Origin of the sequence: Cyanobium gracile PCC 6307, from assembly GCF_000316515.1 — a bacterium.
GTDB classification, from domain to species: domain Bacteria; phylum Cyanobacteriota; class Cyanobacteriia; order PCC-6307; family Cyanobiaceae; genus Cyanobium; species Cyanobium gracile.
On record NC_019675.1, the window covers coordinates 338,802 to 363,362 of the forward strand.

The window sequence follows — 24,561 nt, forward strand, 5'->3', positions numbered from 1 at the left end:
TGGCGCTGGTCGCTGTGGTGGTCAGCATGACCACATTCCGCCCATCCGGCCATGGCCCTGAGCTTCCGCGAACTGCAGCAGGGACTGCAGGCCCCGTGGGGCCGGGAGCATGGCGACGCCGGCGGCGGGGCGGGCGCGGATTTCGATCTGCTGATGGTGCCCTCACTCACCATGGATCCCTCCCAGCTGGCCCTGGTGACAGGGGCCCACCACTACGAGGAGCGCCAGCTGTTCTCCCTGATGCGGCTGCGCAACCCGGGCGTGCAGGTGGTCTATGTGACCAGCAAGCTGCTGCCCGAGCTGGTGGTGGATGCGGTGCTGGAGCTGATGCCGGGGGTCCCCACCTCCCATGCCCGCCGCCGGCTGCACCTGTTCGACACCGACGACGGCTCCGCCCGGCCCCTGACCCAGAAGCTGCTGGAGCGGCCGGCCCTGCTCGGCCGGATCCGGGAGCGGCTGCGCCCGGGCCGGAGCTTCATCATCTGCTACGTCGTCACCGAGCTGGAGAAGACCCTCTCCGAGCGCCTGCAGGTGCCCCTGCTGGGCACGGACCCGGCCCTTGGCTACTGGGGCACCAAGGCGGGCAGCCGGGAGCTGTTCGCCCGCTGCGGCGTGCCCCACCCTCCCGGCACCGGACTGGCCCACGGTCTCGAAGACCTGGCGGAGGCGGTGGCCGACCTGTGGGAGAGCGACCCCGGGGTGGGCGGCTGTGTGATCAAGCTGAACGAGGGCTTCAGCGGTGAGGGCAATGCCCGCCTCAACCTCACCCCCCTGGCGCTGGCCGGGCTGGCCAGGCGGGAACGGGTCGGGCGGATCCGGCGGGCCCTCAAGGACCTGCCGATGCCGGCGGCCGGCTGGACGGAGCTGCTGGGCAGCCAGGGGGCCCTGGCCGAGGCCTGGCTGGAGGGCGGCGACGACCTGCGCTCCCCGAGCGTGCAGGGCACGATTCACCCGGGCGGGATGGTGGAGGTGCTCTCCACCCACGAGCAGATCCTCGGTGGTGCCGGCGGCCAGACCTACCTGGGCTGCTGCTTCCCCGCCGCCGAGCCTTACCGGGTGGCGCTGATGGAGCACGGCCTGGCCGTGGGCCGGGCCCTTGCCGCCGAGGGTGCCCTGGAGCGCTTCGGGGTCGATTTCATCGCCCGCCGCTTCGGCGAGCGCTGGGACCTGCAGGCCATCGAGGTCAACCTGCGCCAGGGGGGCACCACCCATCCGTTCATGGCCTTGCGGGCGATCACCGCCGGCAGCCTCGACCCCGCCACCGGCCGCTTCCTCTCCCCCACCGGCCAGCCGCTCCATTACCGCGCCACCGACAACCTCAGCGACCCCCGCCTGCGGGGCCTGATGCCCCTCGACCTGATCGACATCGTCGCCGAGGCCGGCCTCCACTACGATCCGGCCCGCCTGCAGGGCAGCGTCTTTCACCTGCTGGGCTGCCTCTCGGAGTTCGGCAAGCTGGGCATGACCTGCATCGGCCGCGATCCGGAGCAGGCCTCCGCCGTCTACCGCTCCACGGTGGCGGAGCTGCTGGCGGGGGCCTGCGCCCGCCGCGGGGCCGTGCCTCCGGCGGCCGGTGGCTGACGCTCCGGGCCGCTCAGGGCAGGATGGGGCAGGACAGGGGGCGCATGGTCTCGATCACCGACCGCGAAGACGATGGCTCCCGGCGTTCCCCCCCGCCCACGCCCCCGGTCCCAGGCCCTCCGCTGTGGACCAGCTGGCTGCAGATCGGCCTGAGCACCACGCTGGCCGTGCTGTTCGTCGTGATCCTGGCGAAGACGCGGGAGCAGAGCCAGCTCCTGATGCGGCTGGAGCAGCGCCTGCAGGGACTGGAGAACAGCCGCGCCCTCGATCGCACCTCCGTGCTGGAGGAGCAGCAGCGGGCGATGGTGGGCCGCCTCCAGACCCTGGAAGCCGGGGCCCAGCGGCTGGAGGCCCTCGAGCAGCAGCAGGACCAGTGGCGTTCCGCCCTGGCCGACCTGCAGGGGCGGGCGGTGCGGCGCCCGCAGCGGGATCCGGACCCCTTTCCCGCCGCACCGATGCCTTCGGCGGGGTCCGGCGGCCGCCCCGGCCAGGCCCCGGCCGACCGTGGCGACGGCGGCGGCGTGCTGCGTCCGCCGCCCGTGGGCAGCCCCTGAGCCCCCTTGGGGGGCCTCAGCCTTTGACGGCGTCGCCGCTGGCGCTGGGCAGGATGGTGCGCTGCAGCAGCACGAACAGCAGCAGCACCGGCAGGATCGAGACCACCGAGCCGGCCGCCACCAGGCGCCAATCGAGGGAGAAGCTGCTGGCCAGCTGCTGCAGGCCCAGGGGCAGGGTGTAGAGGGTGGGGTCGTCGAGAATGATCAGCGGCCAGAGGAAGTCACTCCAGGTGCCGATGAACACGAACATCGCCAGGGTGATCAGGTCGGCCCGGGCCGCGGGCAGCATCACGTTCCACCATTCGCCGATGGGCGTGCAGCCATCGATCCGGGCCGCCTCCTCCAGCTCCACCGGCACCGCCAGGAAGCTCTGGCGCAGCAGGAAGATGCCGAAGGCCGTGGCCGCCTGGGGCACGATCAGGGCCCAGAGGGTGTTGCGCAGCCCGACCTGCACCATCAGCAGATAAAGGGGGATCATCACCACCTGGAAGGGGATCAGGATCGTGGCCACCACCAGGGCCAGCACCAGTCCGCGGCCCCGGAAGCGCATCCGCGCCAGGGGGTAGGCCGCCAGGGAGCAGAACAGCAGGTTGGCCAGCACCGCCAGGGCGCTGACGATCGTGCTGTTGAGCAGGTAGGTGCCCATCGGGTTGGCGGCGAACAGGCGGCCGTAGGCCTCCAGGCTCGGCTGGCTGGGCAGCAGGGCCGGAGGGCTGGTGAAGATGTCTTCCGCCGGCCCCTTCAGGGAGGTGCTGACCAGCCAGAGCAGGGGCAGCAGCATCAGCACCGCCACCAGCAGCAGCAGGGCGAGCTGCAGCCCGGTCGCCAGCGGGGAGCGGTTGGGGGCGTTCACAGACGCGGCAGTTCCGCCACCGGAAGGGGGGTCTTCTGGGGATGGAGCGGGGCACGCTGGCCGCCGGAGACCAGCCGGTTGAGGGCGTTCACGAAGGCATGGGCCGCCGCCACGACGATGTCGGTGTCGGCCGCATGGCCCGAATAGAGCACCCCCTGGTGGCGCAGGCGGATGGTCACCTCGCCCATGGCGTCGATGCCCTCGGTGACGGACTTGATGCTGAACTCCACCAGCTCGTTCGGCACCTGGGCCAGGTGGTTGAGGGCCTGGCAGACCGCATCCACCGGGCCGGTGCCGATCGCCGCCTCGGTGAGGTCGATGCCGTCCCCGTCCCGCAGGGTGACAGTGGCGGTGGGCTGCAGGTTGGTGCCGCAGCTCACCTGCACCGACTGCAGGGCGTAGCGGGGCTGGTCCTGCTGCTGCACCTGCTCGCTGACGATCGCCTCCAGATCCCGATCGGTGATCTCCCGCTTGCGGTCGGCCAGCTCCTTGAAGCGGGCAAAGGCGTCGTCGAGGTCGTTGCGCTCGAGGGTGTAGCCGAGCTCCTCGAGCCGGGCCCGGAAGGCGCTGCGGCCGGAGAGCTTGCCGAGGGAGAGGCGGTTGTCGGCCAGGCCGACGGTACGGGCGTCGATGATCTCGTAGGTGAGCCGGTTCTTGAGCACCCCGTCCTGGTGGATGCCGGATTCATGGGCGAAGGCATTGGCGCCCACGATCGCCTTGTTGGGCTGCACCGCCATGCCGGTGAGGTTGGAGACCAGCCGGGAGGTCTTGGTGATCTCCTCGGTGCGCACGTTGGTGAGGGGGTCGCGCTTCTCGGCCGGCCGGCCCAGGAAGGGGTTGAAGTAGCTGCGGCGCACGTGCAGCGCCATCACCAGCTCCTCGAGGGAGGCGTTTCCGGCCCGTTCGCCGATGCCGTTGATGGTGCACTCCAGCTGGCGGGCGCCGTTCTTGACCGCTTCGAGGAAGTTGGCGACGGCCAGGCCGAGATCGTTGTGCCCATGCACTGAGATCACCGCCTGGTCGATGTTGGGCACCGAACGGTTGATGCCGGCGATTATGGCGCCGAATTCAGCCGGGGTGGTGTAGCCCACGGTGTCAGGAATGTTGATGGTGGTGGCGCCGGCGTTGATCGCCGCCTCGATCACCTGATGCATGAACGCAGGGTCGCTGCGGCCGGCGTCCTCACAGGAGAACTCCACGTCATCGACGAGGGAGCGGGCGTAGGCCACCATCTCCGCGGTGATGGCGAGCACCTCGGCGCGGCTCTTGCGGAGCTTGTGCTCCAGATGGATGTCGCTGGTGGCGATGAAGGTGTGGATGCGCCGGCGGGCGGCAGGGGCCACGGCCTCGGCGCAGGCCTTGATGTCGCCGCTGGCGGCCCGGGCCAGGCCGCAGATCACCGGCCCATCCGGGGTCCCCACGCTGGCGGCGATCTTTTGAACGGCGTGAAAATCGCCGCTGCTGGCAAAGGGGAAGCCGGCCTCGATGATGTCGACCCCCAGGCGGGCCAGCTGCTGGGCGATCGCGAGCTTCTCCTCGAGGTTGAGGCTGGCGCCAGGGGACTGCTCCCCGTCGCGGAGGGTGGTATCGAAAATCAATACCCGGCCGGGATCGCGGGCCATGGGGTTAAGCGGAACAGCTATGAGTTAGACCCACTCTAGGGGCCGGCCGGCCCTGCTCCTGGAGCGGAACGTACAGTGGCGCCACAGAGGTTTCCCCATGGCCGCAGGCGATCTGGCCCTGGTGTTGCATGCCCACCTCCCCTACGTGCGCTCCGGCGAGCCCGGTTCGCTGGAGGAGGACTGGTACTTCCAGGCCCTCCAGGAATGCTATCTGCCGCTGCTGGAGGTGCTGGAGCGGGCGGCCGCCGATCCGGAGCAGCGGCCCCGGCTCACCCTCGGCCTTTCCCCCACCCTGCTGTCGCTGCTGAGCGACCGGGCCCTCAACGGCCGCTTCCCGGCCTGGCTGGTCCTGCGCCGCACCCTGCTCGACGGGGCCGATCCCGACCTGGCGGTTCCGGCCCGTGAGCTGCAGCGCACCCTCTCGGCCATCGAGGCCCAGTGGCGGGAGATGGAGGGGGATCTCCTGCCCCGCTTCCAGCGGCTGCAGGAGCAGGGGGTCCTGGATCTGATCACCTGCGGGGCCACCCACGGCTACCTGCCCCTGCTGCGGGATTCGCCGGAGGCGGTGCGGGCCCAGCTGCTGACCGCCGTAAGGGAGCACCAGCGCCTGCTCGGCCAGCGGCCCCTGGGCATCTGGCTGCCGGAGTGCGCCTACTACGAGGATCTCGACCGGCTCCTGGCCGAGTGCGGCCTGCGCTATTCCCTGCTCGACGGCCACGGCCTGCTCCATGGTCTGCCGCGTCCGCGCTACGGGGTCTACGCCCCGATCTGCTCCCCGGCGGGGGTGGCCTTCTTCGCCCGCGACAGTGAGTCCACCCTGCCGGTGTGGAGCGCCAGCCAGGGCTATCCGGGTGACGGCGCCTACCGGGAGTTCCACCGCGACCTGGGCTGGGACCTGCCGGAAGCGGACCTGGAGGCCCAGGGCATCCACGATCGCCGCCCCCTCGGACTCAAGCTGCACCGTGTCACCGCCCAGGGCTGCCCCCTCGAACTGAAGCAGCCCTACGACCCGGCGCGGGCGGCGGAGCGGGTGACGGAGCACGCCGAAGCCTTCCTGCGGGGCCGCGCTGGCCAGATGGAGCAGCTGGCCGCGACGATCGAGCCGCCGCCGCTGCTGGTGGCCCCCTTCGATGCGGAGCTGTTCGGCCACTGGTGGTTCGAGGGCCCCCGGTTCCTGGCCGAACTCTTCCGCCAGGGTTCGGCCCTGGACGTGCGCTTCACCCACCTGCGCGATGTGCTCAGCGAGGGGCGGTCCCTTCAGGTCTGCCGGCCGGCCCCCTCCAGCTGGGGCCAGGGGGGCTACCACGATTACTGGCTGAACGACACCAACGCCTGGGTGGTGGCGGAGTGGCAGCGCGCCTCCCGCGCCATGGTGCAGCGGGTGAACCGGGGCGTGGGCAGCACCTCCCAGCGGTCCCTGCTCACCCAGGCGGGCCGCGAACTGCTGCTGGCCCAGAGCTCCGACTGGAGCTTCATCCTGCGGGCCGGCACCACCACCGGGCTGGCGCGGGAGAGGATCCGCCGCCACCTCGACCGCTTCTGGCGGCTGATCGATGCCCTCGAGCACGGCACCGACCTGCCCCGGGAGTGGCTGGTGGGGGTGGAGCGGGAGGACGGGCTGTTCCCCCAGCTCAACGCTGCCGACTGGGCGAGTCGGGGCTGACGCACCCGCCGCGCCTCCCGATGGCGGACTCCCTCAGAGGATCTGATCCAGGAAGCGGCGGGTGCGCTCGTGGCTGGGGTTGGTGAAGAACACCTCCGGTTCGGCCTCCTCCACCACCTCGCCGTCGGCCATCAGCACCACCCGGTGGGCCACGTGACGGGCGAATTTCACCTCGTGGGTCACCACCACCATGGTGATGTCGTCGGCGGCGAGATCCTGCATCACCTCCAGCACCTCCCGCACCATCTCCGGGTCGAGGGCGCTGGTGGGTTCATCGAACAGGAGGATGCGGGGTTCCATGCAGAGGGCCCGGGCGATCGCCACCCGCTGCTGCTGGCCCCCCGAGAGCTGGCCGGGATACTTGCCGGCCTGCTCAGCGATGCCCACCCGCTCCAGCAGGGCCCAGGCCTGCTTCTCCACCTCGGCCTTGGGGCGCTTTCGCACCAGCACCGGCGCCAGGGTGAGGTTGTCCAGCACGGAAAGGTGCGGAAACAGGTTGAACTGCTGGAACACCATCCCCACCTCCCGGCGGACGGCGTCGATGTTGCGCAGGTCGTTGGAGAGCACGATCCCGTCGACGGTGATGCTGCCCTTCTGGAAGTCCTCCAGGGCGTTGAAGGTGCGGATGAAGGTGCTCTTGCCCGAGCCCGAAGGGCCCATGATCACCACCACCTCGCCGCGCCGCACCGTCAGGCTGGCGCCGCGCAGGGCCTGGAATCCGTTGGGATACCACTTCTCCACGGCCCGCGCCTCGATCATCAGTTCGCTGCTGGGTTGGCTCATGGTGCGGGAGGCGGAAAAGAGGCGGGGGAGTCGGGTGGTGGCGAACCGTCTCAGGTGGCGCTGGGCACCGCGTGGGGATCGAGGCGCCGCTCCAGGGCCCGGCTGCCCAGACCGAGGGCGGCACAGCAGCCCCAGAACAGCACGGCCAGGGTGAGGTACACCTCACCGTTTCGGCCCAGGAAAGCCGGGTTGGCCATCACGGTGCGGGCCGTGCCGAGCAGTTCCAGCAATCCGATCAGTGACAGCAGGGTGGTGTCCTGCAGGAGCGAGATGAACTGGCCCACCATGGCCGGCAGGGCCACCCGCAGCGCCTGGGGCAGCACCACGTGCTGCAGGGCCTTGGGGTAGGAGAGGCCGAGGGAGCGGGCGGCCTCCAGCTGGCCCCGCGGCACCGCCGCCAGGCCGGAGCGCACCGCCTCCGCCAGGTAGGCGGCGGCGAAGAAGGTGAGCACCCAGGCCGCCCGCCAGACCCGCTCAGGGGCGAGCCCGCCGGGCAGAAGGAAGCCGAGGATGTTCTGGCCGAGGAACAGCAGGGTGATCAGCGGCGCGCCGCGGATGAACTCGATGTAGAGCACCGAGCCCCAGCGCAACAGGGGCAGCTCGCTGCGGCGTCCCAGGGCCAGCAGCACCCCGATCGGGAAGCACAGGAGGATGGCGAAGCTCGAGGCCAGCAGGGTGAGCAGCAGCCCGCCCCATTCCGAAGGGGACACGGTGACCAGCCCCAGCCCGCCGCTGATCAGCACCATGCCCCCCAGGTAGAGCAGCGGCCACACCAGGGCGGCCAGCCGCCGGCCGGTGGACGACAGCCGGGTCCCGTAGCGGCCGGCCAGCCAGCGGCAGAGGGCCAGCAGCAGGATGAACCCCCACCAGCGGGACTGGATGGCCAGGGTCAGACCGAGGGCCGAGGGCACGGCCAGGGCGATCAGGGCCAGCAGCGCCAGGGCCAGCCGGTCGTTGCTGGGCCACAGCACCCCGGTGCGGTCGGGGCGGGGGTGGGCGCGCAGCAGGCCCCAGGTGGCGCCGCTGGCCGCCACCAGCAGGGCGGTGAGCAGCCAGAGGCGCCATTGCTGCTCGATCGGGTAGCGCCCCACGGCGAACAGGGTGCTGTTCACCTTCACCACGGCCCACTGGGCCTGGGTGAGGGCCCAGCGCAGGAAACCGAAAGCCCCCAGGCTGAGCAGCGTGATCAGGGCCAGGCTCAGCGCCGCGTCGGCGGGGGTGGCGAACAGTTCGGAGCGCAGGCGGCGCAGAAGGGCTTGCAACTCAGCGCTCCCGGATCTGGACCAGATGGTTGAGACCGTTCATCAGGGCCGAGATCAGCAGGTCGAGGGTGAGGTAGGCCGCCAGCAGCACCAGCACCACCTCCACGGCCCGTCCGGTCTGGTTGAGGGTGGTCTCGGCGACGGAATAGAGGTCGGTGTAGCCCACCGCCACGGCCAGGGAGGAGTTCTTGGCCAGGGAGATGTACTGGGTGTTGAGCCCCGGCACGATCACCCGCAGCGACTGGGGCAGGACGATGCGGCGCAGGGTGGCGAACCAGCTCAGCCCCAGGGAGGAGGCCGCCTCCCACTGCCCCTTCGGCACGGCGGCGATGCCGCCCCGCACCACCTCGGCGATGAAGGCGCCGGAGTACACGATCAGGCCGGTGAGCAGGGCCCCGAACTCGACGCTGAGCCGCACCGGTGCCTGCCAGACCCCGTTGACGAGGCTGGGCCCCATCCAGCGCAGCCCCTCACCGAAACCGGCGATGTAGAGCCCCGATTTGGCCAGCACCACGCCGGGGAGCTGGATCGCCGCCACGCCGTTGGGCAGGGTGAGGAACACCACGAAGTACCAGAACACCAGCTGCAGCAGCAGGGGGATGTTGCGCACCACCTCCACGTAGACCCGCGCCAGCCGCCGCAGCAGGCCGTTGTGGCTGAAGGAGGCCATCCCCACCAGGGTGCCCAGCAGGGTGGCCCCCACCAGGCCCACCAGCACCGCCCGGATCGTGTTGACCAGACCGGCGGCCAGGGCGCGCCAGTAGGGCAGCTGGGCATTGAAGGGAATCACCGATTCCGAGATATCGAAGCCGGCGGGCTGTTGCAGCCAGCGCCAGCTCAGCAGCAGGCCGGCGGCGGTGAGGTTGCGCACCAGATTGCCCAGCAGGAAGGCGATCAGCAGCAGCACCAGCAGTCCCACCACCGCCTGCACCACCCAGGGCACGATGCGGCGGTCGCGCCACCAGGGCGGCGATGGCGGAGCTGGTGGGGCAGGGGCCGGGTCGGCGGGGGGCACCGGCGCCATCAACGGAAGGGCGGCGAGTAGATCAGGCCACCGTCCTTCCACTGGCGGTTGAGGCCGCGGTCAAGCTTGAGGGCGGAGGCGGGCCCGACGTTGCGATCGAAGATCTCGCCGTAGTTGCCCACGGCCTTCACCGCCTTGACCACGAAGTCGGGCGGCAGGCCGAGCTGCTTGCCGAAGTCACCCTCCACCCCCAGGAAGCGGCGCAGGTCGGCCTGGTTGGTGTTGGCCTTGGCCTCGGCCAGCTTGGCGTCGATATTCGCCTGGGTGATGCCGCTCTCCTCGGCCTGCATCAGGCCGTAGACGATCCAGCGCACCGCATCCGCCCAGGCCGGATCGCCGTTGGTGGTGGCGGGGGTGAGGGGCTCCTTGCTCATCACCACCGGCAGCAGGGTGTGGTCGTCCGGTTTGGGGAAGCTGGTGCGCTTGCCGGCCAGCTGGGAGCGGTCGCTGGTCACGGCCACGCAACGGTCGCCGAGGTAGGCGGCGAAGGTCTGGTCGCTGGTCTGGAACTTCAGCGGCGTGTAGGGGATGTTCTGCTCCCGCATCCGGTCGGCCAGGTTGAGCTCGGTGGTGGTGCCGCTCTCGACGCAGATCGGCTTGCCGGCGAGGCCCTTGAGGTCCTTGATGCCGCTGGCCACCGGCACCAGCACGCCCTGACCGTCATAGAAGGTGGTGGGGGCGAAGCTGAGGCCGTTGCCGCCGGCCGCATCGCGGCTGAGGGTCATGGTGGTGTTGCGCGAGAGCAGGTCCACCTCGCCGCTGGCCAGGGCCGCGAAGCGCTCGCTGGAGTTCAGGTCGCGGTATTCCACCTTCTCGGGATCCCCCAGTACCGCAGCGGCCACGGCGGTGACTTTCAGGGAAGGTGTCACTCCTTAGCTGCCACTCAGGCGGCCTGAATCAAGGGTAGCGCCTTGATCACTTCGGGCTCTTCTGCTGGCTTGTTGATCCACACTTCTTCGGGTTGACGCCAGCAGCGGGTGCTTCGGCTCCATCGTGATGGATTTGCCCGGCGGGCTGTCTCGTAGACCTCGGAGCGCCTCTGGCAAATTGCCGTGGCCGCTCCGCTGTGGCGTTGATGGGGCGTCACGAATTTGATGCCGCTGTGGCGGTGCCGGTGGTTGTACCAGTCCACGAACGCTTTCACCCACTCGCATGCCTCGTCTTTACTGGCGAATGGCCGACTCGGGTAGTCGGGCCGGTACTTGACCGTTCGGAATAGGGATTCTGAGTAGGGGTTGTCATTTGAGACTCTTGGCCTGGAAAAGGATCTGAGCACTCCCATCTCCTCCAGCCGCGATTCCAACGTGGCCCCACGCATGGCATTGCCGTTGTCGGCGTGGAGGATCAGTGGAGGCTGGTGGCACTGGTGGCTGCCAAAGCCACTGGGCCGGCGGTAGCGCTCCTTGAGGCAGGCCCGCTGCACCAGATCAGCCGCGATCTCAGCCGACTCCACCTCGGCCACATCCCAGGCCACCACCTTGCGGCTCCAGACGTCGATCACCAGGTAGAGGTACAGCCAAACACCCCGCACCGTGGTCGGCAGATAGGTGATGTCCCACGACCAGACCGCATTGGGGCGATCCGCCATCAGACGCGGCACGGAGCGCGGTTCCTGCGGCAGCCGGGCCCGGCCTCGGCGGTGGCACTGCCCCGCCTGGTGCAACACCCGATAAAAGCTGCTCTCAGAGCCGATGTAGAGCCCCTGATCAGCCAGGGCCGGCACGATCTGTCCCGGCGGCAGCGAGGCGTACTCCGGCTGGTTGCAGGTGAGCAGGATCCGCTGCCGCTCCTCCTCGCTCAGGCGGTGAGCGACATCGCGGGGGCTGCCTTTACGGCGATCCTCGCCGTCCCCATCACCACCAAAGGCCTTCCGCCAGCGTTTGAGGGTGCGCAGGCAGATGCCGATCTCAGCGCAGGCGCTCACCAGGCCGGCGCCAGCGGCATTCGCCTCGCCGATCAGCTCGATCACCTTCCGCCGGTGCGCGGCGCTGGTCAGCCTTCCTCGTCCTCCGAACAGAAGGCCTCCCACTTTTTTCGCAGCACCAGCAAGGCTGCCGCCTCCGCCAGGGCCTTCTCCTTGCGCTGCAGCTCCTTCTTGAGGGCCTTGATCTCCCGCTGGTCCTGGGCGCGGAGCTTCTCGAGCTCCTTCTGCTCGGCCATCGTCAGCACCGGCTTGGCGTTGGCATCCTGGGCTGCCTGCCGCCAACGGCTCACCTGCTCAGGAAACAGCCCCCGCTCCCTGCAGTAGGCGCTGAGCTCGGTGGCATTGAGGCCAGCGGTCTCCAGCACCACCGTGAACTTGTCGGCAGCACTCCAGCCTTCTGGTTCCTTCTCGGATGCCGGCACCACTTCTCCCTGCAACCGCCAGGTCTTCCTCCATTTGTAGAGGGTGATCACGTGGATGCCCAGCTCTTCTGAAATCCGGGCCACGCTCTGCCGGTGCGGCGGGGTCATCCGCCTCCTCACATCAGCCTTGACGGCCTCGCTGTAACGACGCATTGGTCATGTCCTCAAGCCCCCGGGTGTACGAATGAGAGGGGTGACATCTTTCCTGAACCCGGGGGCGGCCTTGCAGACGTCCACGTCGAGGCCCAGGTACTTGCCGTCGGGGCCCACGAAGCTGAAGCCGGGCAGCTTGCCTTCCACCCCGCAGATCAGCTTGCCCCGCCCCGTGATCGTGGAGAGCTTCTGGCTCTGCACGCCGCCACCATCGCCGGCGCAACCGGCCAGCAGGCCTGCGGCACAGAGGGAAACCACCAGGGAGCGGGTCCGGTTCCGGAACATGCCTGCGACGTAAAGGTGGCCGCATTGTTGCAGGTGCGGGCCGGTGCAGGTAGGCCCTGTGGAACCTCCTCAGCGGAAGGGGGGCGCGATGTGCAGACCGCCCTGGCTCCAGAGCCGGTTGAGGCCCCGCTCCAGCCCCAGGGGGGTGGCGCGGCCCAGGTGACGTTCGAACAGCTCCCCGTAGTGGCCCACCGCCTTGACCACCCGCACCGTGAAGTCGGCGGGCAGGCCCAGCTGGCGGCCGAAATCCCCTTCGATCCCCAGGAAGCGGCGCGCTTCGGCCTGGCTGGGGTCCCGCCGGGCCGCGGCGAGGCGGGCCTCGATGTTCGCCTGGGTGAGGCCGCTCTCCTCCGCCTGGACCAGGGTGTGGCTGATCCAGCGCACGGCATCGGCCCAGGCCGGATCGGCCTGCACCGTCACCTTGGCGCTGGGTTCCTTGCTGAGCAGCTCGGGGAGCAGCCCATGGGCCGCCGGCTCCTTGAAGCCGCTGCGCTTGGCCGCCAGCAGGGAGCTGTCGCTGGTGATGGCGGCGCAGCGGCCCTGCTCGTAGGCCGGATAAGCCTGCTCGCCCGACTGGAACCGCAGCGGCTGGTAGGGGATCCCCAGTTCGCGCATGCGATCGGCCAGGTTCAGCTCGGTGTTGGTGCCGCTCTCGACGCAGATCGGCTTGCCGGCCAGCTGTCGCAGGCTGCGGATGCCGCTGGCCACCGGCACCATCACCCCCTGGCCGTCATAGAAGAAGACAGGCCCAAAGCTGAGGGCATTGCCCCCCGGGGCGTCACGGCTGAGGGTGTGGGTGGAGCTGATCGAGAGCAGATCCACCTCGCCGCTGCTCAGGGCCACGAAACGCTCGCCGGCCGTCACCGGCCGGAACTCCACCTTGCTGGGGTCACCGAGCACCGCGGCGGCCACCGCTCGGCAGAAGTCGGCGTCGATGCCCACGAAGGCGCCGCCGGGGCCCACCGTGCTGAATCCCGGCACCGCCCCATCGACGGCGCAGACCAGCCGTCCCCGCTCGCGGATCTTGGCCATGGTGGGGCTGCCGGGGGCGTCGTTGCCGGCGGCGCAGCCCACCAGGCCGGCGAACAGGCCTCCCAGGACCGCCAGCAGCCCCGCTCTGGTCATCCGGGCAGGATCACCCGGTCGATCACGTGCACGATGCCGTTGTCACAGACGATGTCGGCGGAGACGACGGTGGCGTTCTTGACCTCGAAGGGCTCGGCCCGGCGGATCGCCACCGGCGCCCCTTCCAGGCTCTCCCATTCCGGCTGCGTCACCAGTTGCTCCCGCAGGTAGGCGCCGGAGAGCACATGGAATTTGAGGATCCGGGCCAGCTGGGGGACGTTGTCCACCAGGGTCTGGACCGTGCCCGGGGGCAGGGCCGCGAAGGCGTCGTCGACGGGGGCGAAGACGGTGAAGGGGCCGGGGCTCTCCAGGGCGCCGGTGAGACCGGCCACCTCGACGGCGGTGAGCAGGGTGCCGAAGACCCCGGCTCCCTTGGCGGTTTCGATGATGTTGGCCATGGGAGTCTCCTAGCGGTAGTCCTGGGTCTGGATCTGGGGCAGGCGCGCCTCGGGCCGCAGGAAGCGATCCATCTGGGCCTCGAAGAACTTCCGGTTGGCCATCAGATGGACAGGGTCGGTGTCATCGAGGGGATAGAGCAGGGCGCAGCGCAGGGCCTGGATCACCGCCGAGGTGACGTTGTACATGGAGCGCTGGAAGGTGATGCCCAGCTGGATGAGCTTGTCCTCATCGCCACGCTTGTGGTGCTTGTAAAGCTCCTCCAGATAGGGCGGCAGGAAATGCAGCATGTCCTGCATCAGCAGGGTGGGAGGGATGCCGGCCGAGCCCACGGGGAACACGTCGGCATAGAGGATGCCGTAGTGAAAATCGGCCTGATCGGCAGGTACCTGATAGGCCTGGGCGTTGTAGCTCTTGGTGCCGCGAAATGGCGCCGTGCGATAGAAGACCGCCTCCACGTAGGGGAGAGCCGCTTCATAGAGCCAGGTGAAGCCTTCGCTCTTGGGGATGATCTCGAAACACTCGCCCTTGATGTAAACGTGGTGATAGATGGGCCGGCCCGCTACGGCGAAGATCCCGTTCACCAGGAAGTTCATGGCGTCAGGAACACCCTTGAAACCTCCCTCGTCGTAGATGTCGCTCATCTCGAAGAACACCGGCGCCATCACCTCCCAGAACAGGCCGAGGTTGGCGTAGTAGCTCATCTTCTTCACCTGCTCCATGAACATCTCAGGGAACAGGCGATAGAGGCCAAGCATCAGCGGATTGCCGCGGAAGTAGGCCTTGATGGCGCGATCGGCGTTGACCCGGTAAGCGTCACTGGCGAGATAGTCGTAGAAGCGGCCGCCCATGCCCTGATGCCAGAGCATGGCTTCCATGCACGCCTCGGCGAACTCCATGTTGATCCGGTCGTGCCAGAGGTGATGGAGCAGCTTCGACATCTTGCCGGTTTCGCCCTTCTCCATGAACTCCAGCAGTTCAGGATGGGCCTTTTCACCACCACGCCAGATCCGCAGCTTCGACTGATCGCCCGCGTAGGAATTGGGGAGATCGAGGTACTCCTGGCTGGGAAAGTACTTGAAGGCCGGGAGGGGATCGAGGAACACCTGCTCGGCGATGTAGAGCAGGTCGCGCCAGTAGAAGTCCATCGGCACGGCATAGGCCTTGTAAATGCCGATGATCTGCATCAGGTTCTCCGGCGTGTCCGGCAGCATCGAGCCGCCGGCCTCCAGCCGGTGGATCACATCGGCATAGCGATGGGTGGAGGGCGGGATCAGGGGAGCGGTGACGGTCTCGGTGGCCGTGGCGGTGGGGGGTGTCATGACGTGCGCAGCTCCGAGGCGGAAGGGAGGGTGACGGCGACCAGGGGGGAGGCGGCGGCGGCGAGGGTGAGGGGCTGGGCGGCATCCCGGCTGAGGAACGGCTGGGTGCGCAGGGCCAGGCCAGTGGATTCGGTCTCACTCCAGCCCGTGAGGGCCGTAGGCCAGAGCCCCGCCGCGATCACCAGAACGGTGAGGGCCATGGCCGGCGCCCGCTCGCTCCAGCAGGTGGAGCTCCATTCGGCGCGCTCGTTATCGAGGCGGCCGAAGCCCACCCTGTTGAAGAGGCGGATGGCGTAGACGGCGGTGAAGCCCGAGGCGATCAGGCTGACCAGGGTGGCGCGGGGGAAGGTGGTCCAGCTGCCCTCGAACACCATCAGCTCGGCCGGGAAGCCCGCCAGGCCGGGGATGCCGGCGGCCGCCATCATGGCCAGCAGCAGCATGCCCATGGTGAAGGGCAGCCCGCGCAGCGGATTCATCAGGCCCGAGAGCTCGGGGATGGACGTGGTGCCAGTCTTGCGTTCAATCAGGCCGACGCAGGCGAACAGCAGGGCCACGATGATGCCGTGGGCGAGCATCTGGGCCACCGCCCCCTGCAGACTCAGGGGGGTGGCGGCCGAGAGCCCAAGCACCAGCAGGCCCATGTGGCCGAGGGAGCTGAAGGCCATCAGGCGGCGGATGTCGCTCTGGGCGATGGCGTTGAGCGCCCCGTAGACCGCGCTGATGGCGCCGGCAGCGGCGATCCAGGGCGACCAGGCGGCCCAGGTGTCCGGAAGGAAGCCCACGCCGAAGCGCAGCAGGCCGTAGGCGCCCAGCTTGGAGACGGAGCCCGCCAGCAGCATCACCACCGGGGTGGGGGCCTGGCCGTAGGTGAAGGGCTGCCAGCCGTGCAGGGGAAAGACAGGAAGCTTCAGGCCGAAGGAGAGCAGCAGCAGCGCCAGGATCCAGCGTTGGGCCGTGGGGGAGAACTGGGCCTGGCGAAGATCCTCGAAAGCGAAGAGCGGACCGGCGGGATTGAACCAGGCGAAGGCCAGCACGGCCGCCAGCAGGGCCAGGCCGGAGACGGCGCTGTAGAGCAGGAAACGCACCGCGGCACCGGCCCGTTTCTCGCCCCCCCAGACCGCCACCAGCAGGGTGATCGGGATCAGCACCAGCTCGAAGGCCAGGAGGAACAGCAGGGCGTTGCGGGCCAGCAATCCCGCGACCACACCCAGGTTGGTGGCCAGCATCAGGGAGAAGAACAGCCGCGGCCGGGACTGGTCAGCCGCTGCCGAGAGGATCGAAAGAGAGGTGATCAGCGCGGTGAGCAGCACCAGCGGCAGCGAGAGGCCATCCAGACCGAGATCGAGCCGGAGGCCGAGTTTCGGCAGCCAGGAAAGCTGCAGGTCGGCGGGGGGGTACTGCCAACAGAGCAGGCCCACCAGGAGCTGAAGGGCGCCGAACAGGGCCGCGATGCCGCGGACCCGAACGGAAGGAACGGTGGCCGGCAGCAGGGGCAGCAGCAGGGTGCCGGCCAGGGGTGCGGCCAGGAGAAGCAGGAGCGAGGACGATCCCATCAGCGGAACGGGCGAACGAGTTCGGACGAAACGGAAGGGGCGGAGGCCAGCAGCCAGGCGGCCATCAGCAGCACCCCGAGAAGGAGGGTGAGGGCATAGGCCTGGGTGCGGCCGGAGGTGGTGAAGCTGAGGCGGCGGGCACCCTCGAGGGCGGCGCTGCCGGAGGCACCACTGAAGCCCTCGAACAGCCGGTCATCCGACCAGGCGCTGAGCCGGGCCAAGGCCACCACCAGCCACACCACGGTGCGGTGGTAGAAGCGCTCGGTCTGCATGTCGTGGGCCAGCCAGTCCTGCAGGCCGCCGAGGGCGGCGGGCAGATGGGCCAGGGGGTGGGGCCGCAGGTAAAACGCCGCCGAGAGGCCGCCGCCCACGAGGGTGGAGATCAGCAGGGGCACCGCCAGCGGACCCCAGCCCGGAAGGGGGGACAGGGCGAAGACACCGTTGATCACCATCAGCTGCGGCAGGTGCAGCACCAGCCCCATCAGCACGAGGGTGGGCAGGGCCATCAGCCACAGCACCTCCGGGGAGCGGGTTGTGAACACCGAGGGACGGCCTCCGAAGATCAGGCCGAACACGCGGATCAGGCCGGCGCTGATCAGGGCATTGGTGAACAGCACCAGGGAGCCGAGCAGCACGGGGTGGGAGCTCTCGGCGGTCAACTCAAGCAGCTCGCGCAGGGCGGCGAAGCCACCGAAGGGTGGCAGTGCCATCAGGCCGGCCGCGCCTGTGAGGAAGGCCAAGCCCATCAGCGGACGCTTGCTCCACAGGCCCCCGAGCTGGGTGAGGTCCTGGGTGACGTTGGTGATCACGATGGCGCCGATCACCATCAACATCAGCGCCATCGGCAGGGGATACACCAGCATCAGGTGATCGGCCACGCTGATGCCGCCCAGACCCACCGCCACGAACAGCAGGCCGAGCCAGCTGCTCACCAGGAAGGAGAGGGCGCGCTTCACATCGATCTGGGCGAGGGCGATCAGGGAGGCCACCAGTGCGGTGGTTCCGCCCACGATCACGAGCACGGTCTGCACCAGGGGGCTCAGTTCGATCAGGGGCTCAAGCCGCAGCAGCACCCAGGCACCGCCCACCACCACCACCGAGTTACGGAGCACGGTGGAGGGCAAGGGACTCTCCATGGCCTCATCGAGCCACAGGTGGAGGGGGATCTGGGCGCACTTGCCCATCGGCCCGGCGATCAAGGCCAGCAGGATCAACGGCAGAAACTGGGGAAGGGGGTTGCCGTTGTTGATCTGATCGGCGGCCCAGGCCTGCAGCCCGTGGAAGTTCCAGGTGCCGGTGATCGGCAGCAGGGCGATCAGGCCCGCCAGCAGGATCAGGTCGCCGATCCGCTTGGTGAGGAACGCATCGCGTGCGCCCTTGACCACCAGGGGCTGGTTGTACCAGGTGCCCACGATCAGGTAGGTACCCAGGGTGAGCAGCTCGAGGATCACATAGCTGAAGAACAGCGAGTCCGTGAGCACCAGGGCGCACAGACCGGCCTCGAAGAAGCTCAGGGACCCGAAGAAGCGGGGCCAGCCCCAGTCCATCTCCAGATAGCCGATGGCGTAGATCTGCACCAGCACATGCAGGCCGGTGATCACCGTCATCGCGATCAGGGCCGGCTCGGTGATCAGGCCGTCGAAGCTCACCTTGAGCCCGGCGGTCTCCAGCCAGGTCCAGCCGAAGGAGAGGGGCTTGTAGAGAGCGGCCGCACCGGCGGCGGAATTGGAATGCAGCGCCATCAGGGCGGCGGCGCTGTGGACGAAGGCCACGCTCACCAGGGTGAGGTTGAGATAGCCGCAGGGGCGTGGGCCCGTGCGTGAGATCAGCCCCGGAGACCACAGCAGCGACAGCAGGGACGCCACCAGGGGGTAGAGCGGAACCAGCCAGGCCGTCTGGGCGAAGAACAGGGTCATGGCGGGAGAACGGTCGGGACCGGAGATGGCCCGCGTGGTGGCGAACACTAAGATCCCAGGCGCCGGGCGGAGGCCTTTCCAGGAAGGAAAGACCTATAGCTTCTCCAAGCACTCGTTATCAGTCAGCCGGGGACGGACCGGGACTCAGGCGTTGGCGCTGCGGCGCCGGCGCCACAGGCGCCACACCTTCTCCAGTTCCAGGTACAGGAAGAACACCAGACTGAAGCCCACGCAGATGCCCAGGTCACGGCCCGAGAGGGGCACGGTGCCGAAGAATGTGGCCAGCACCGGCACGTACAGCAGCGACAACTGCAGCAGGGTGGTGAACACCACCGCTCCCAGCAGCCAGGGATTGGTGAAGGGATTGACCTGCACCAGAGGACGGTCGCTGCGGGCGGCAAGCGCGTGGCCCATCTGGGCCAGGCACAGCATCGTGAAGACCATCGTCTTCCAGGGGGCGCCGGAGCGGGAGGCGTAGACCATCATCGTGATCGTGATGGCGGCGAACACCACGCCGATGCGCAGGATGTAGCTGCCGATCCCCCGGGCGAAGATCGACTCGCCGGGTTCGGCGGGTGGCCGCTGCATCAGGCCGGCCTCGCCGGGCTCCAGGGCCAGGGCCAGGGCGGGCACCCCGTCGGTCACCAGGTTCATCCAGAGGATCTGGATCGGGGTCATCGGCACCCCCACCAGACCCAGCAGCGGGGCGGAGGCGATCGTGATCAGCTCGCCCACATTGCTGCCGAGGATGTACTTGATGAAGCGCCGGATGTTGGCGTACACCAGCCGCCCCTGCTCCACGGCGTTGACGATCGTGGCGAAGTTGTCATCGAGCAGCACCATGTCGGAGGCCTCCTTGCTCACCTCGGTGCCGGTGATGCCCATGGCCACGCCGATGTGGGCCTGCTTCAGGGCCGGGGCGTCGTTGACGCCGTCGCCGGTCATGGCGACGACCTGCCCCAGCCCCTGGAGCGCCTTGACGATGCGCAGCTTCTGCTCCGGCGCCACCCGGGCGTAGACGTTGCAGCGGCCGACGATGGCGGCCAGCTCGCCGGCATCGGCCTCCTCCAGCTGGCGGCCCAGCACCACCTCGGCCCCGCTGTCCACCAGGCCGATGTTGACGCCGATCGCCCGGGCAGTGAGGGGATGGTCGCCGGTGATCATCACCGGCCGGATTCCTGCCTCGCGGCAGCGGGAGACCGCCATGGCCACCTCGGGGCGGGCGGGATCGAGCTGGGCCATCAGACCGAGCAAGACCTGGTGCTGCAGTTCCTGCTCGGGGCTGGGGTGGTGGGGAGCGCAGGCGAAGGCGAGCACCCGCAGGCCGGAGGCGGCCAGGTCACGCGCCTGGTCCAGCCACCACTGGCGCTGCTCCTCGCTGAGGGCCGCCACGCCGGAGCCATCGAGCCAGCGGTCACAGGTGCCGAGGATCACCTCGGGGGCCCCCTTGCTGATCATCAAGGTGGCCGAACCGGTGGCACTGGCCCCCAGGGGAGCTTGCAGGGTGCCTTCGCTGTCCTGCACCCAGACGGCCATGAGCTGCCTTTCCGAGCTGAAGGGGATCTCCGCCTCTCGCTTGTAGTGGCTGCGCAGGGCGAAGCCATCCAGATCGGCCTTGGCGGCGGCCACTACCAGGGCCCCTTCAGTGGGGTCACCGAGGATCTCCCAGCGGCCATCCGGCTCCTGCTTGAGTTCGGCGTCGCTGCAGAGGACTCCGGCCTGGAGCAGCAGATTCCGGCCACCGGGGGCCAGGCCGCCCGTGGCACCCGCGGGCGGGGCCAGGTCGGTGGCCCGGAACTCCCCGTGGGGGTCGTAGCCGTTGCCGCTGACCGCCAGGGCCGTGGTGCCGCTGCGCAGCTCCTGCACCACCTGGCGGTTGAGGGTGAGGGTGCCCGTCTTGTCGGTGCAGATCACCGTGACCGAACCCAGGGCCTCCACCGCCGGCAGGCGGCGGATCAGGGCGGCGCGCTGCACCATGCGCTGGGTGCCGATCGCCAGGGTCACGGTGATCACCGCCGGCAGGCCTTCCGGCACGATCGCCACCGCCATCGACAGGGCCACCTCCAACAGATCAAGCAGGCGCTGGCCCAGCAGCCAGCCCAAAAGCACCACCACGGCCACCAGGGCCAGGGCGGAGCCGACCAGCACGTTGGCCAGACCGTCGAGCCGTTCCTGCAGCGGTGTGGTCTCGCCACCCGCGGTGTTGATCATCTCGGCGATCTTGCCCAGCTCGGTCTGCATGCCCGTGGCGGTGACCACCCCTAGGCCGCGGCCCCGCACCACCTCGGTGCCCTGGAACAGGCAGTTCTGGCGCTCCAGGACAGGGGTGCCAGGCTCCAGCACCAGGACAGCCAGCTTGTTCACCGCTTCGGCTTCGCCGGTGAGGGCCGCCTCCCGCAGGCCCAGTTCGGCCACCTCCAGCAGGCGGGCGTCGGCGGGCACCCGATCGCCGGCCTCCACCCGGATCAGGTCCCCGGGCACCAGTTGCTCGCTCGGCAGCCGCTCCCAGATGCCGTCACGGCGCACGGTGACCAGGGGCTGGGCCATGTCGCGCAGGGCCTGCAGCGCCTGCTGGGCGCGGCTTTCCTGCAGATAGCCCAGCAGGGCGTTGAGGCCCACGATCAGCACGATGGCGATCGCATCCTTGGGGAACCGCTGGGCGGCGTAGGCCACACCCGCGGACACCGCCGCCACCGCCAGCAGCATGATCAGCATCACGTTGCTGAACTGGTCCCAGAGGATGCGCAGGTTGCTGCGCCCTGCCTTGAGTTCCAGTCGGTTCAGGCCAACCCTGGCCAGGCGTTCGGCACACTGGGCCGTGCTCAGGCCGTCGGCGCTGGCCTCGAGGCCCTTGAGGCACTCTTCAGGTGCCAGAGCGTGCCAGGGGCTCGCGGCAGGGGAAGCGGTCAACGCGGTGGCTCACGAATCGCTCAAACCTTAGACACAGGAAGCAATGGCTTCTGTCAGCCGGGCGCGCCCGGTGGGGCGGACGCGGCGCCACCCAGCCGCCGCTCCAGCAGCAGCAGGCCCACCACCGTGGTGACGGTCACCATGAGCACCAGGGACGAGAACTGGACGGCATCGATCAGGCCCTGGTTCAGGGCCGTGGTGGCGAACACCAGCCCCGGCAGGCCCCGGGGGATCAGGCCGAACACCACCAGCCAGCGGTCGACCCCCGCCCGCCGATCGTGGCGATCGATACCCAGGCCGCAGGCCAGCTTGCTCAGCACCGCCATCACGATCAGGGCCGCCGCCAGGCTCCAGGCCGCCGGCTGCAGCAGGGTGCCGGCGCTGATCCGCATCCCCACACTGATGAAGTAGAGGGGCAGGAACACCTCCGAAAGCACGGTCAGCACCCGCTGCACCTCCCCTTCCACCGGCCCCAGCCGGGCCATCAGCACCCCGCCCCAGAGGGCGCCGAGCAGGCTGGTCAGGCCGCAGGCCTCCCCCAGCCAGGCCGAACCGATCAGCAGCATCAGGATCGCCAGGGCGCTGGTGGGCCGCCGGCTGTGGCGGCGGGCCCAATGGGTCACCGCCAGCCAGCTCAGCCCCGCCAGCAGCAGCCCCACCAGTGGCCCCCCCCAGCCGATGCCCTGGCTTCCCAGCCGCAGGCCCGCGCTGGCGGTGGCGATCGCCAGCAGCCCGATGGCCGGCAGGTCATCGAGCACCGACACCCCCACCAGCAGCCGGCCGGAGGGGGTCTGGATGGCACCCCGCTGGGCGAGGACCCGCAGGGTCACGCCCGTGCCGGTGGCACTCAGCACCGCCAGGCAGAGGAGGGTGGTGGGGATGGAGAGGTCGAACAGCGTCCGGAGGGGCCAGAAGGCCAGCAGCGGCGTGCAGAAGCTCAACGCCACCGTGCGCAGAATCGCGGCCCGCCGGGAGCTGAGCAGGTCGCCGCGCACCTCCAGGCCCACCTGGAAGAACAGGGTGAGCACCCCCAGCTCCGTGAGGCCGCTCAGGGGCGCCATCGCCTCGAACGGCACCACGGTGTTGCCGAGGACGAACCCCATCACCAGCTCGATGACGATCGCGGGCACGGCCAGCCGGGCCATCCAGCCCTCCGAGAGGCGGGCCAGCAGCACCCCCAGCAGCAGGATCAGGAGGGTGCTCAGGAGGGTGGGTTGCGCCATCGCACGGATCGACCCAGGGGGAAGGCGGACGGTTCGGCGCGCCCAGGACGGCTTGGACCACGGCCCCTAGCGTCCTAGGGCATCCCACGGCCGAGTCGACGACGCATGCCCCGCCTCGACAACCTGCGGCGCCGGCTCATCGGCACTCCCCTGCCCACCAGCGCCCACCACGAGGAGCGGTACAGCAACGCCGAGGCCCTGGCGATCCTCAGCTCCGATGCCCTCTCGTCGGTGGCCTATGCGACCCAGGAGATCGTGCTGGTGCTGGGGATGGGCGGGGCTGCTGCCCTGGGCTACACCCTGCCGATCACGGCCCTGATCGTGGCTCTGATGCTGGTCGTGGCCAGCAGCTACCGGCAGACGATCAAGGCCTACCCCCATGGGGGCGGCTCCTACCGGGTCTCCCAGCAGAACCTCGGGCAGACGCCGGGCCTGGTGGCCGGGGCCTCGCTCTCGATCGACTACGTGCTCACGGTGGCGGTGAGCGTGGCCGCCGGTATCGCCGCCCTCACCTCCTACTTCCCGGTGCTGGATCCCGAGCGGGTGCCCCTCTGCCTGCTGGCGGTGCTGCTGGTGATGCTCGCCAATCTGCGCGGTGTGAGCTCCAGCGCCCGGTTCCTGAGTGTGCCCACCTACCTGTTCATGGCGGCCGTCGTCACCCTGCTGGTGGCCGGGGCGATCAAGACCGGCATGGGCCAGCTACCACCCCTGCCCGTGGCCGAGCAGCAGCGGCTGCTGGAGGCCGCCCACCAGGGCCGCCAGGGGCTGCAGGCCATCGGCCCCCTGCTGCTGATGCGGGCCTTCAGCTCCGGCTGCGCCGCGCTCACCGGCATCGAGGCGATCAGCGACAGCGTTGCCGCCTTCCGACCGACGGAGTGGCGCAACGCCCGCCGGGTGCTGGTGGTGATGGTGGTGATGCTGGCGGTGATGTTCAGCGGCATCAGCGTCCTGGCCAGCCAGAGCGGCCTGGTGGTGGAGGACAACGGCCCGACGCTCCTGTACCAGCTGGGGGAGCGGATCTTCGGGGATGGCCCGCTGCTGTTCGTCCTGCAGCTGGCGACGCTGCTGATCCTGCTGCTCGCCGCCAACACGGCCTTTGCGGATTTCCCGCGGCTGGCGGCCTTCCTGGCCCAGGACGGCTTCCTGCCCCGCCAGCTCACCTCCCTCGGCGACCGGCTGGTGTTCAGCAACGGCATCCTGGCCCTCAGCGCCCTGGCCGGCGTGCTGCTGGTGATCGTCGAGGGCAGCGTCAGCCGGCTGATTCCCCTCTACGCCGTGGGGGTGTTCATCAGCTTCACCCTCTCCCAGGCCGGGATGGTGATGCACTGGTGGAAACTGCGGGACCGGGGCTGGCGCACCCGGGCCCTGGTCAACGGGGTGGGGGCGGTGATCACCGCCGTGGTGGGGGCGGTGCTGCTGATCAGCAAGTTCACCCAGGGGGCCTGGGTGGTGCTGCTCGCCATCCCCCTGCTCGTGATGATGTATCTGCGCATCCGCACCCACTACGACCACGTCGCCCGGCGCCTGCAGATGGCCTCCGACGGGCGCCTGACCCTGCCGCCTCCCCCCCCGCCCGGCGGCGGTACCCCCACGGTGGTGCTGGTGGGCCAGCTGCACCGGGGCAGCTATGAGGCGCTCTGCTTCGCCCGCAGTATCGCCAGTGACCTGGTGGCGGTGCACGTGGATCTCGCCGGCGACCAGGGGGAGGACTTCCGCGAGCGGTGGAGCCGCCAGCTGCCGGACGTCCCCCTGGAGGTGCTGCCCTCCCCCTACCGTTCCCTGGTGGACCCGGTGACCCGGTTCGTGGGGCGCTTCGAGCAGGCCCACCACAAGGACCGCCACTCCTTCTGCATGGTGGTGCTGCCGGTGTTCGTCACCCGGCACCGCTGGGAGAACCTGCTGCACAACCAGTCGACGATCCGCCTCAGACGCGCCCTGCGCGAGCGCGGCACCCGGGTCGTCACTACGGTCGGCTTCTACCTCTGAACGG

The 24,561-nt window shown here is 69.5% G+C and carries 18 protein-coding genes and 1 pseudogene; 4 read left to right on the forward strand and 15 right to left on the reverse strand.

Annotation, left to right across the window (positions count from 1 at the left end; all coding sequences use genetic code 11):
• Nucleotides 1–51: 51 nt before the first annotated feature.
• Both CYAGR_RS01410 and CYAGR_RS16275 read left to right on the forward strand, forming a co-directional pair.
• Nucleotides 52–1,581 carry a peptide ligase PGM1-related protein gene (locus CYAGR_RS01410; protein ID WP_015107976.1) on the forward strand — a complete coding sequence of 510 codons (1,530 nt, stop codon included), beginning with the start codon at nt 52–54 and terminating at the stop codon, nt 1,579–1,581.
• Between the two features lie 23 nt (nt 1,582–1,604).
• Entirely contained in the window at nt 1,605–2,135 is a 531-nt protein-coding gene (locus CYAGR_RS16275) for a hypothetical protein (RefSeq protein WP_015107977.1), read from the forward strand.
• 16 nt (nt 2,136–2,151) lie between these two features.
• Here CYAGR_RS16275 and CYAGR_RS01420 read toward each other — a convergent pair whose 3' ends face one another.
• Both CYAGR_RS01420 and CYAGR_RS01425 read right to left on the reverse strand, forming a co-directional pair.
• Complete coding sequence (locus CYAGR_RS01420) at nt 2,152–2,988, reverse strand: carbohydrate ABC transporter permease (protein WP_015107978.1); 837 nt, start codon at nt 2,986–2,988, stop codon at nt 2,152–2,154.
• Nucleotides 2,985–4,610, reverse strand: a complete 1,626-nt coding sequence (locus CYAGR_RS01425) for a 2-isopropylmalate synthase (RefSeq protein WP_015107979.1) — start codon at nt 4,608–4,610, stop codon at nt 2,985–2,987. Before CYAGR_RS01425 ends, CYAGR_RS01420 begins: the two co-directional genes overlap by 4 nt.
• Nucleotides 4,611–4,707: 97 nt before the next feature.
• On the opposite strand from CYAGR_RS01425, the gene CYAGR_RS01430 reads away from it, so the two are divergent.
• Nucleotides 4,708–6,273, forward strand: coding sequence for a glycoside hydrolase family 57 protein (locus tag CYAGR_RS01430; protein ID WP_015107980.1), 1,566 nt, complete (start codon nt 4,708–4,710; stop codon nt 6,271–6,273).
• Nucleotides 6,274–6,306: 33 nt separating this feature from the next.
• Here CYAGR_RS01430 and CYAGR_RS01435 read toward each other — a convergent pair whose 3' ends face one another.
• The 13 genes and pseudogenes from CYAGR_RS01435 to CYAGR_RS01500 form a co-directional block, all read right to left on the reverse strand.
• Nucleotides 6,307–7,056, reverse strand: coding sequence for an amino acid ABC transporter ATP-binding protein (locus CYAGR_RS01435; RefSeq protein WP_015107981.1), 750 nt, complete (start codon nt 7,054–7,056; stop codon nt 6,307–6,309).
• Between the two features lie 50 nt (nt 7,057–7,106).
• Nucleotides 7,107–8,318 (reverse strand): amino acid ABC transporter permease, encoded by a 1,212-nt coding sequence (locus tag CYAGR_RS01440; protein ID WP_015107982.1) that lies wholly within the window; start codon nt 8,316–8,318, stop codon nt 7,107–7,109.
• 1 nt (nt 8,319) lies between these two features.
• Nucleotides 8,320–9,342, reverse strand: a complete 1,023-nt coding sequence (locus tag CYAGR_RS01445) for an ABC transporter permease subunit (protein WP_015107983.1) — start codon at nt 9,340–9,342, stop codon at nt 8,320–8,322.
• Nucleotides 9,342–10,211 carry an amino acid ABC transporter substrate-binding protein gene (locus CYAGR_RS01450; RefSeq protein ID WP_083891328.1) on the reverse strand — a complete coding sequence of 290 codons (870 nt, stop codon included), beginning with the start codon at nt 10,209–10,211 and terminating at the stop codon, nt 9,342–9,344. The genes CYAGR_RS01445 and CYAGR_RS01450 overlap by 1 nt, the downstream gene beginning before the upstream one ends.
• Before the next feature lie 14 nt (nt 10,212–10,225).
• A pseudogene (locus CYAGR_RS01455) lies at nt 10,226–11,841 on the reverse strand (IS3 family transposase).
• Between the two features lie 3 nt (nt 11,842–11,844).
• Nucleotides 11,845–12,126 carry a hypothetical protein gene (locus tag CYAGR_RS18985; RefSeq protein WP_043325307.1) on the reverse strand — a complete coding sequence of 94 codons (282 nt, stop codon included), beginning with the start codon at nt 12,124–12,126 and terminating at the stop codon, nt 11,845–11,847.
• A gap of 69 nt (nt 12,127–12,195) precedes the next feature.
• A complete protein-coding gene (locus CYAGR_RS01470) occupies nt 12,196–13,251 on the reverse strand; it encodes an amino acid ABC transporter substrate-binding protein (protein ID WP_015107984.1) in 1,056 nt (351 codons plus the stop codon).
• Nucleotides 13,248–13,649, reverse strand: coding sequence for a fasciclin domain-containing protein (locus tag CYAGR_RS01475; RefSeq protein ID WP_015107985.1), 402 nt, complete (start codon nt 13,647–13,649; stop codon nt 13,248–13,250). The genes CYAGR_RS01470 and CYAGR_RS01475 overlap by 4 nt, the downstream gene beginning before the upstream one ends.
• 9 nt (nt 13,650–13,658) lie before the next feature.
• Nucleotides 13,659–14,969: a CO2 hydration protein gene (locus tag CYAGR_RS01480; RefSeq protein WP_015107986.1), complete on the reverse strand. Its 1,311-nt coding sequence runs from the start codon at nt 14,967–14,969 to the stop codon at nt 13,659–13,661.
• Nucleotides 14,966–16,522 (reverse strand): NADH-quinone oxidoreductase subunit M, encoded by a 1,557-nt coding sequence (locus CYAGR_RS01485; protein ID WP_015107987.1) that lies wholly within the window; start codon nt 16,520–16,522, stop codon nt 14,966–14,968. The genes CYAGR_RS01480 and CYAGR_RS01485 overlap by 4 nt, the downstream gene beginning before the upstream one ends.
• Complete coding sequence (locus CYAGR_RS01490; RefSeq protein ID WP_015107988.1) at nt 16,522–18,438, reverse strand: NAD(P)H-quinone oxidoreductase subunit F; 1,917 nt, start codon at nt 18,436–18,438, stop codon at nt 16,522–16,524. Before CYAGR_RS01490 ends, CYAGR_RS01485 begins: the two co-directional genes overlap by 1 nt.
• A 144-nt stretch (nt 18,439–18,582) precedes the next feature.
• On the reverse strand, nt 18,583–21,348 hold the full coding sequence (locus CYAGR_RS01495; RefSeq protein ID WP_015107989.1) for a cation-translocating P-type ATPase: 2,766 nt from the start codon (nt 21,346–21,348) through the stop codon (nt 18,583–18,585).
• A 53-nt stretch (nt 21,349–21,401) separates the two neighbouring features.
• Nucleotides 21,402–22,571, reverse strand: coding sequence for a cation:proton antiporter (locus CYAGR_RS01500; RefSeq protein ID WP_015107990.1), 1,170 nt, complete (start codon nt 22,569–22,571; stop codon nt 21,402–21,404).
• Between the two features lie 105 nt (nt 22,572–22,676).
• On the opposite strand from CYAGR_RS01500, the gene CYAGR_RS01505 reads away from it, so the two are divergent.
• Nucleotides 22,677–24,557, forward strand: a complete 1,881-nt coding sequence (locus tag CYAGR_RS01505; protein ID WP_015107991.1) for an APC family permease — start codon at nt 22,677–22,679, stop codon at nt 24,555–24,557.
• Nucleotides 24,558–24,561: the final 4 nt, after the last annotated feature.

Excerpts from the sequence above, each read along its gene's own strand:
- CYAGR_RS01410 (WP_015107976.1), top strand. The coding sequence starts at position 52 with ATGGCCCTGAGCTTCCGCGAACTGCAGCAGGGACTGCAGGCCCCGTGG.
- CYAGR_RS16275 (WP_015107977.1), top strand. The coding sequence starts at position 1,605 with ATGGGGCAGGACAGGGGGCGCATGGTCTCGATCACCGACCGCGAAGAC.
- CYAGR_RS01425 (WP_015107979.1), bottom strand. The coding sequence starts at position 4,610 with ATGGCCCGCGATCCCGGCCGGGTATTGATTTTCGATACCACCCTCCGC.
- CYAGR_RS01430 (WP_015107980.1), top strand. The coding sequence starts at position 4,708 with ATGGCCGCAGGCGATCTGGCCCTGGTGTTGCATGCCCACCTCCCCTAC.
- CYAGR_RS01435 (WP_015107981.1), bottom strand. The coding sequence starts at position 7,056 with ATGAGCCAACCCAGCAGCGAACTGATGATCGAGGCGCGGGCCGTGGAG.
- CYAGR_RS01445 (WP_015107983.1), bottom strand. The coding sequence starts at position 9,342 with ATGGCGCCGGTGCCCCCCGCCGACCCGGCCCCTGCCCCACCAGCTCCG.
- CYAGR_RS18985 (WP_043325307.1), bottom strand. The coding sequence starts at position 12,126 with ATGTTCCGGAACCGGACCCGCTCCCTGGTGGTTTCCCTCTGTGCCGCA.
- CYAGR_RS01470 (WP_015107984.1), bottom strand. The coding sequence starts at position 13,251 with ATGACCAGAGCGGGGCTGCTGGCGGTCCTGGGAGGCCTGTTCGCCGGC.
- CYAGR_RS01475 (WP_015107985.1), bottom strand. The coding sequence starts at position 13,649 with ATGGCCAACATCATCGAAACCGCCAAGGGAGCCGGGGTCTTCGGCACC.
- CYAGR_RS01480 (WP_015107986.1), bottom strand. The coding sequence starts at position 14,969 with ATGACACCCCCCACCGCCACGGCCACCGAGACCGTCACCGCTCCCCTG.
- CYAGR_RS01485 (WP_015107987.1), bottom strand. The coding sequence starts at position 16,522 with ATGGGATCGTCCTCGCTCCTGCTTCTCCTGGCCGCACCCCTGGCCGGC.
- CYAGR_RS01490 (WP_015107988.1), bottom strand. The coding sequence starts at position 18,438 with ATGACCCTGTTCTTCGCCCAGACGGCCTGGCTGGTTCCGCTCTACCCC.
- CYAGR_RS01500 (WP_015107990.1), bottom strand. The coding sequence starts at position 22,571 with ATGGCGCAACCCACCCTCCTGAGCACCCTCCTGATCCTGCTGCTGGGG.
- CYAGR_RS01505 (WP_015107991.1), top strand. The coding sequence starts at position 22,677 with ATGCCCCGCCTCGACAACCTGCGGCGCCGGCTCATCGGCACTCCCCTG.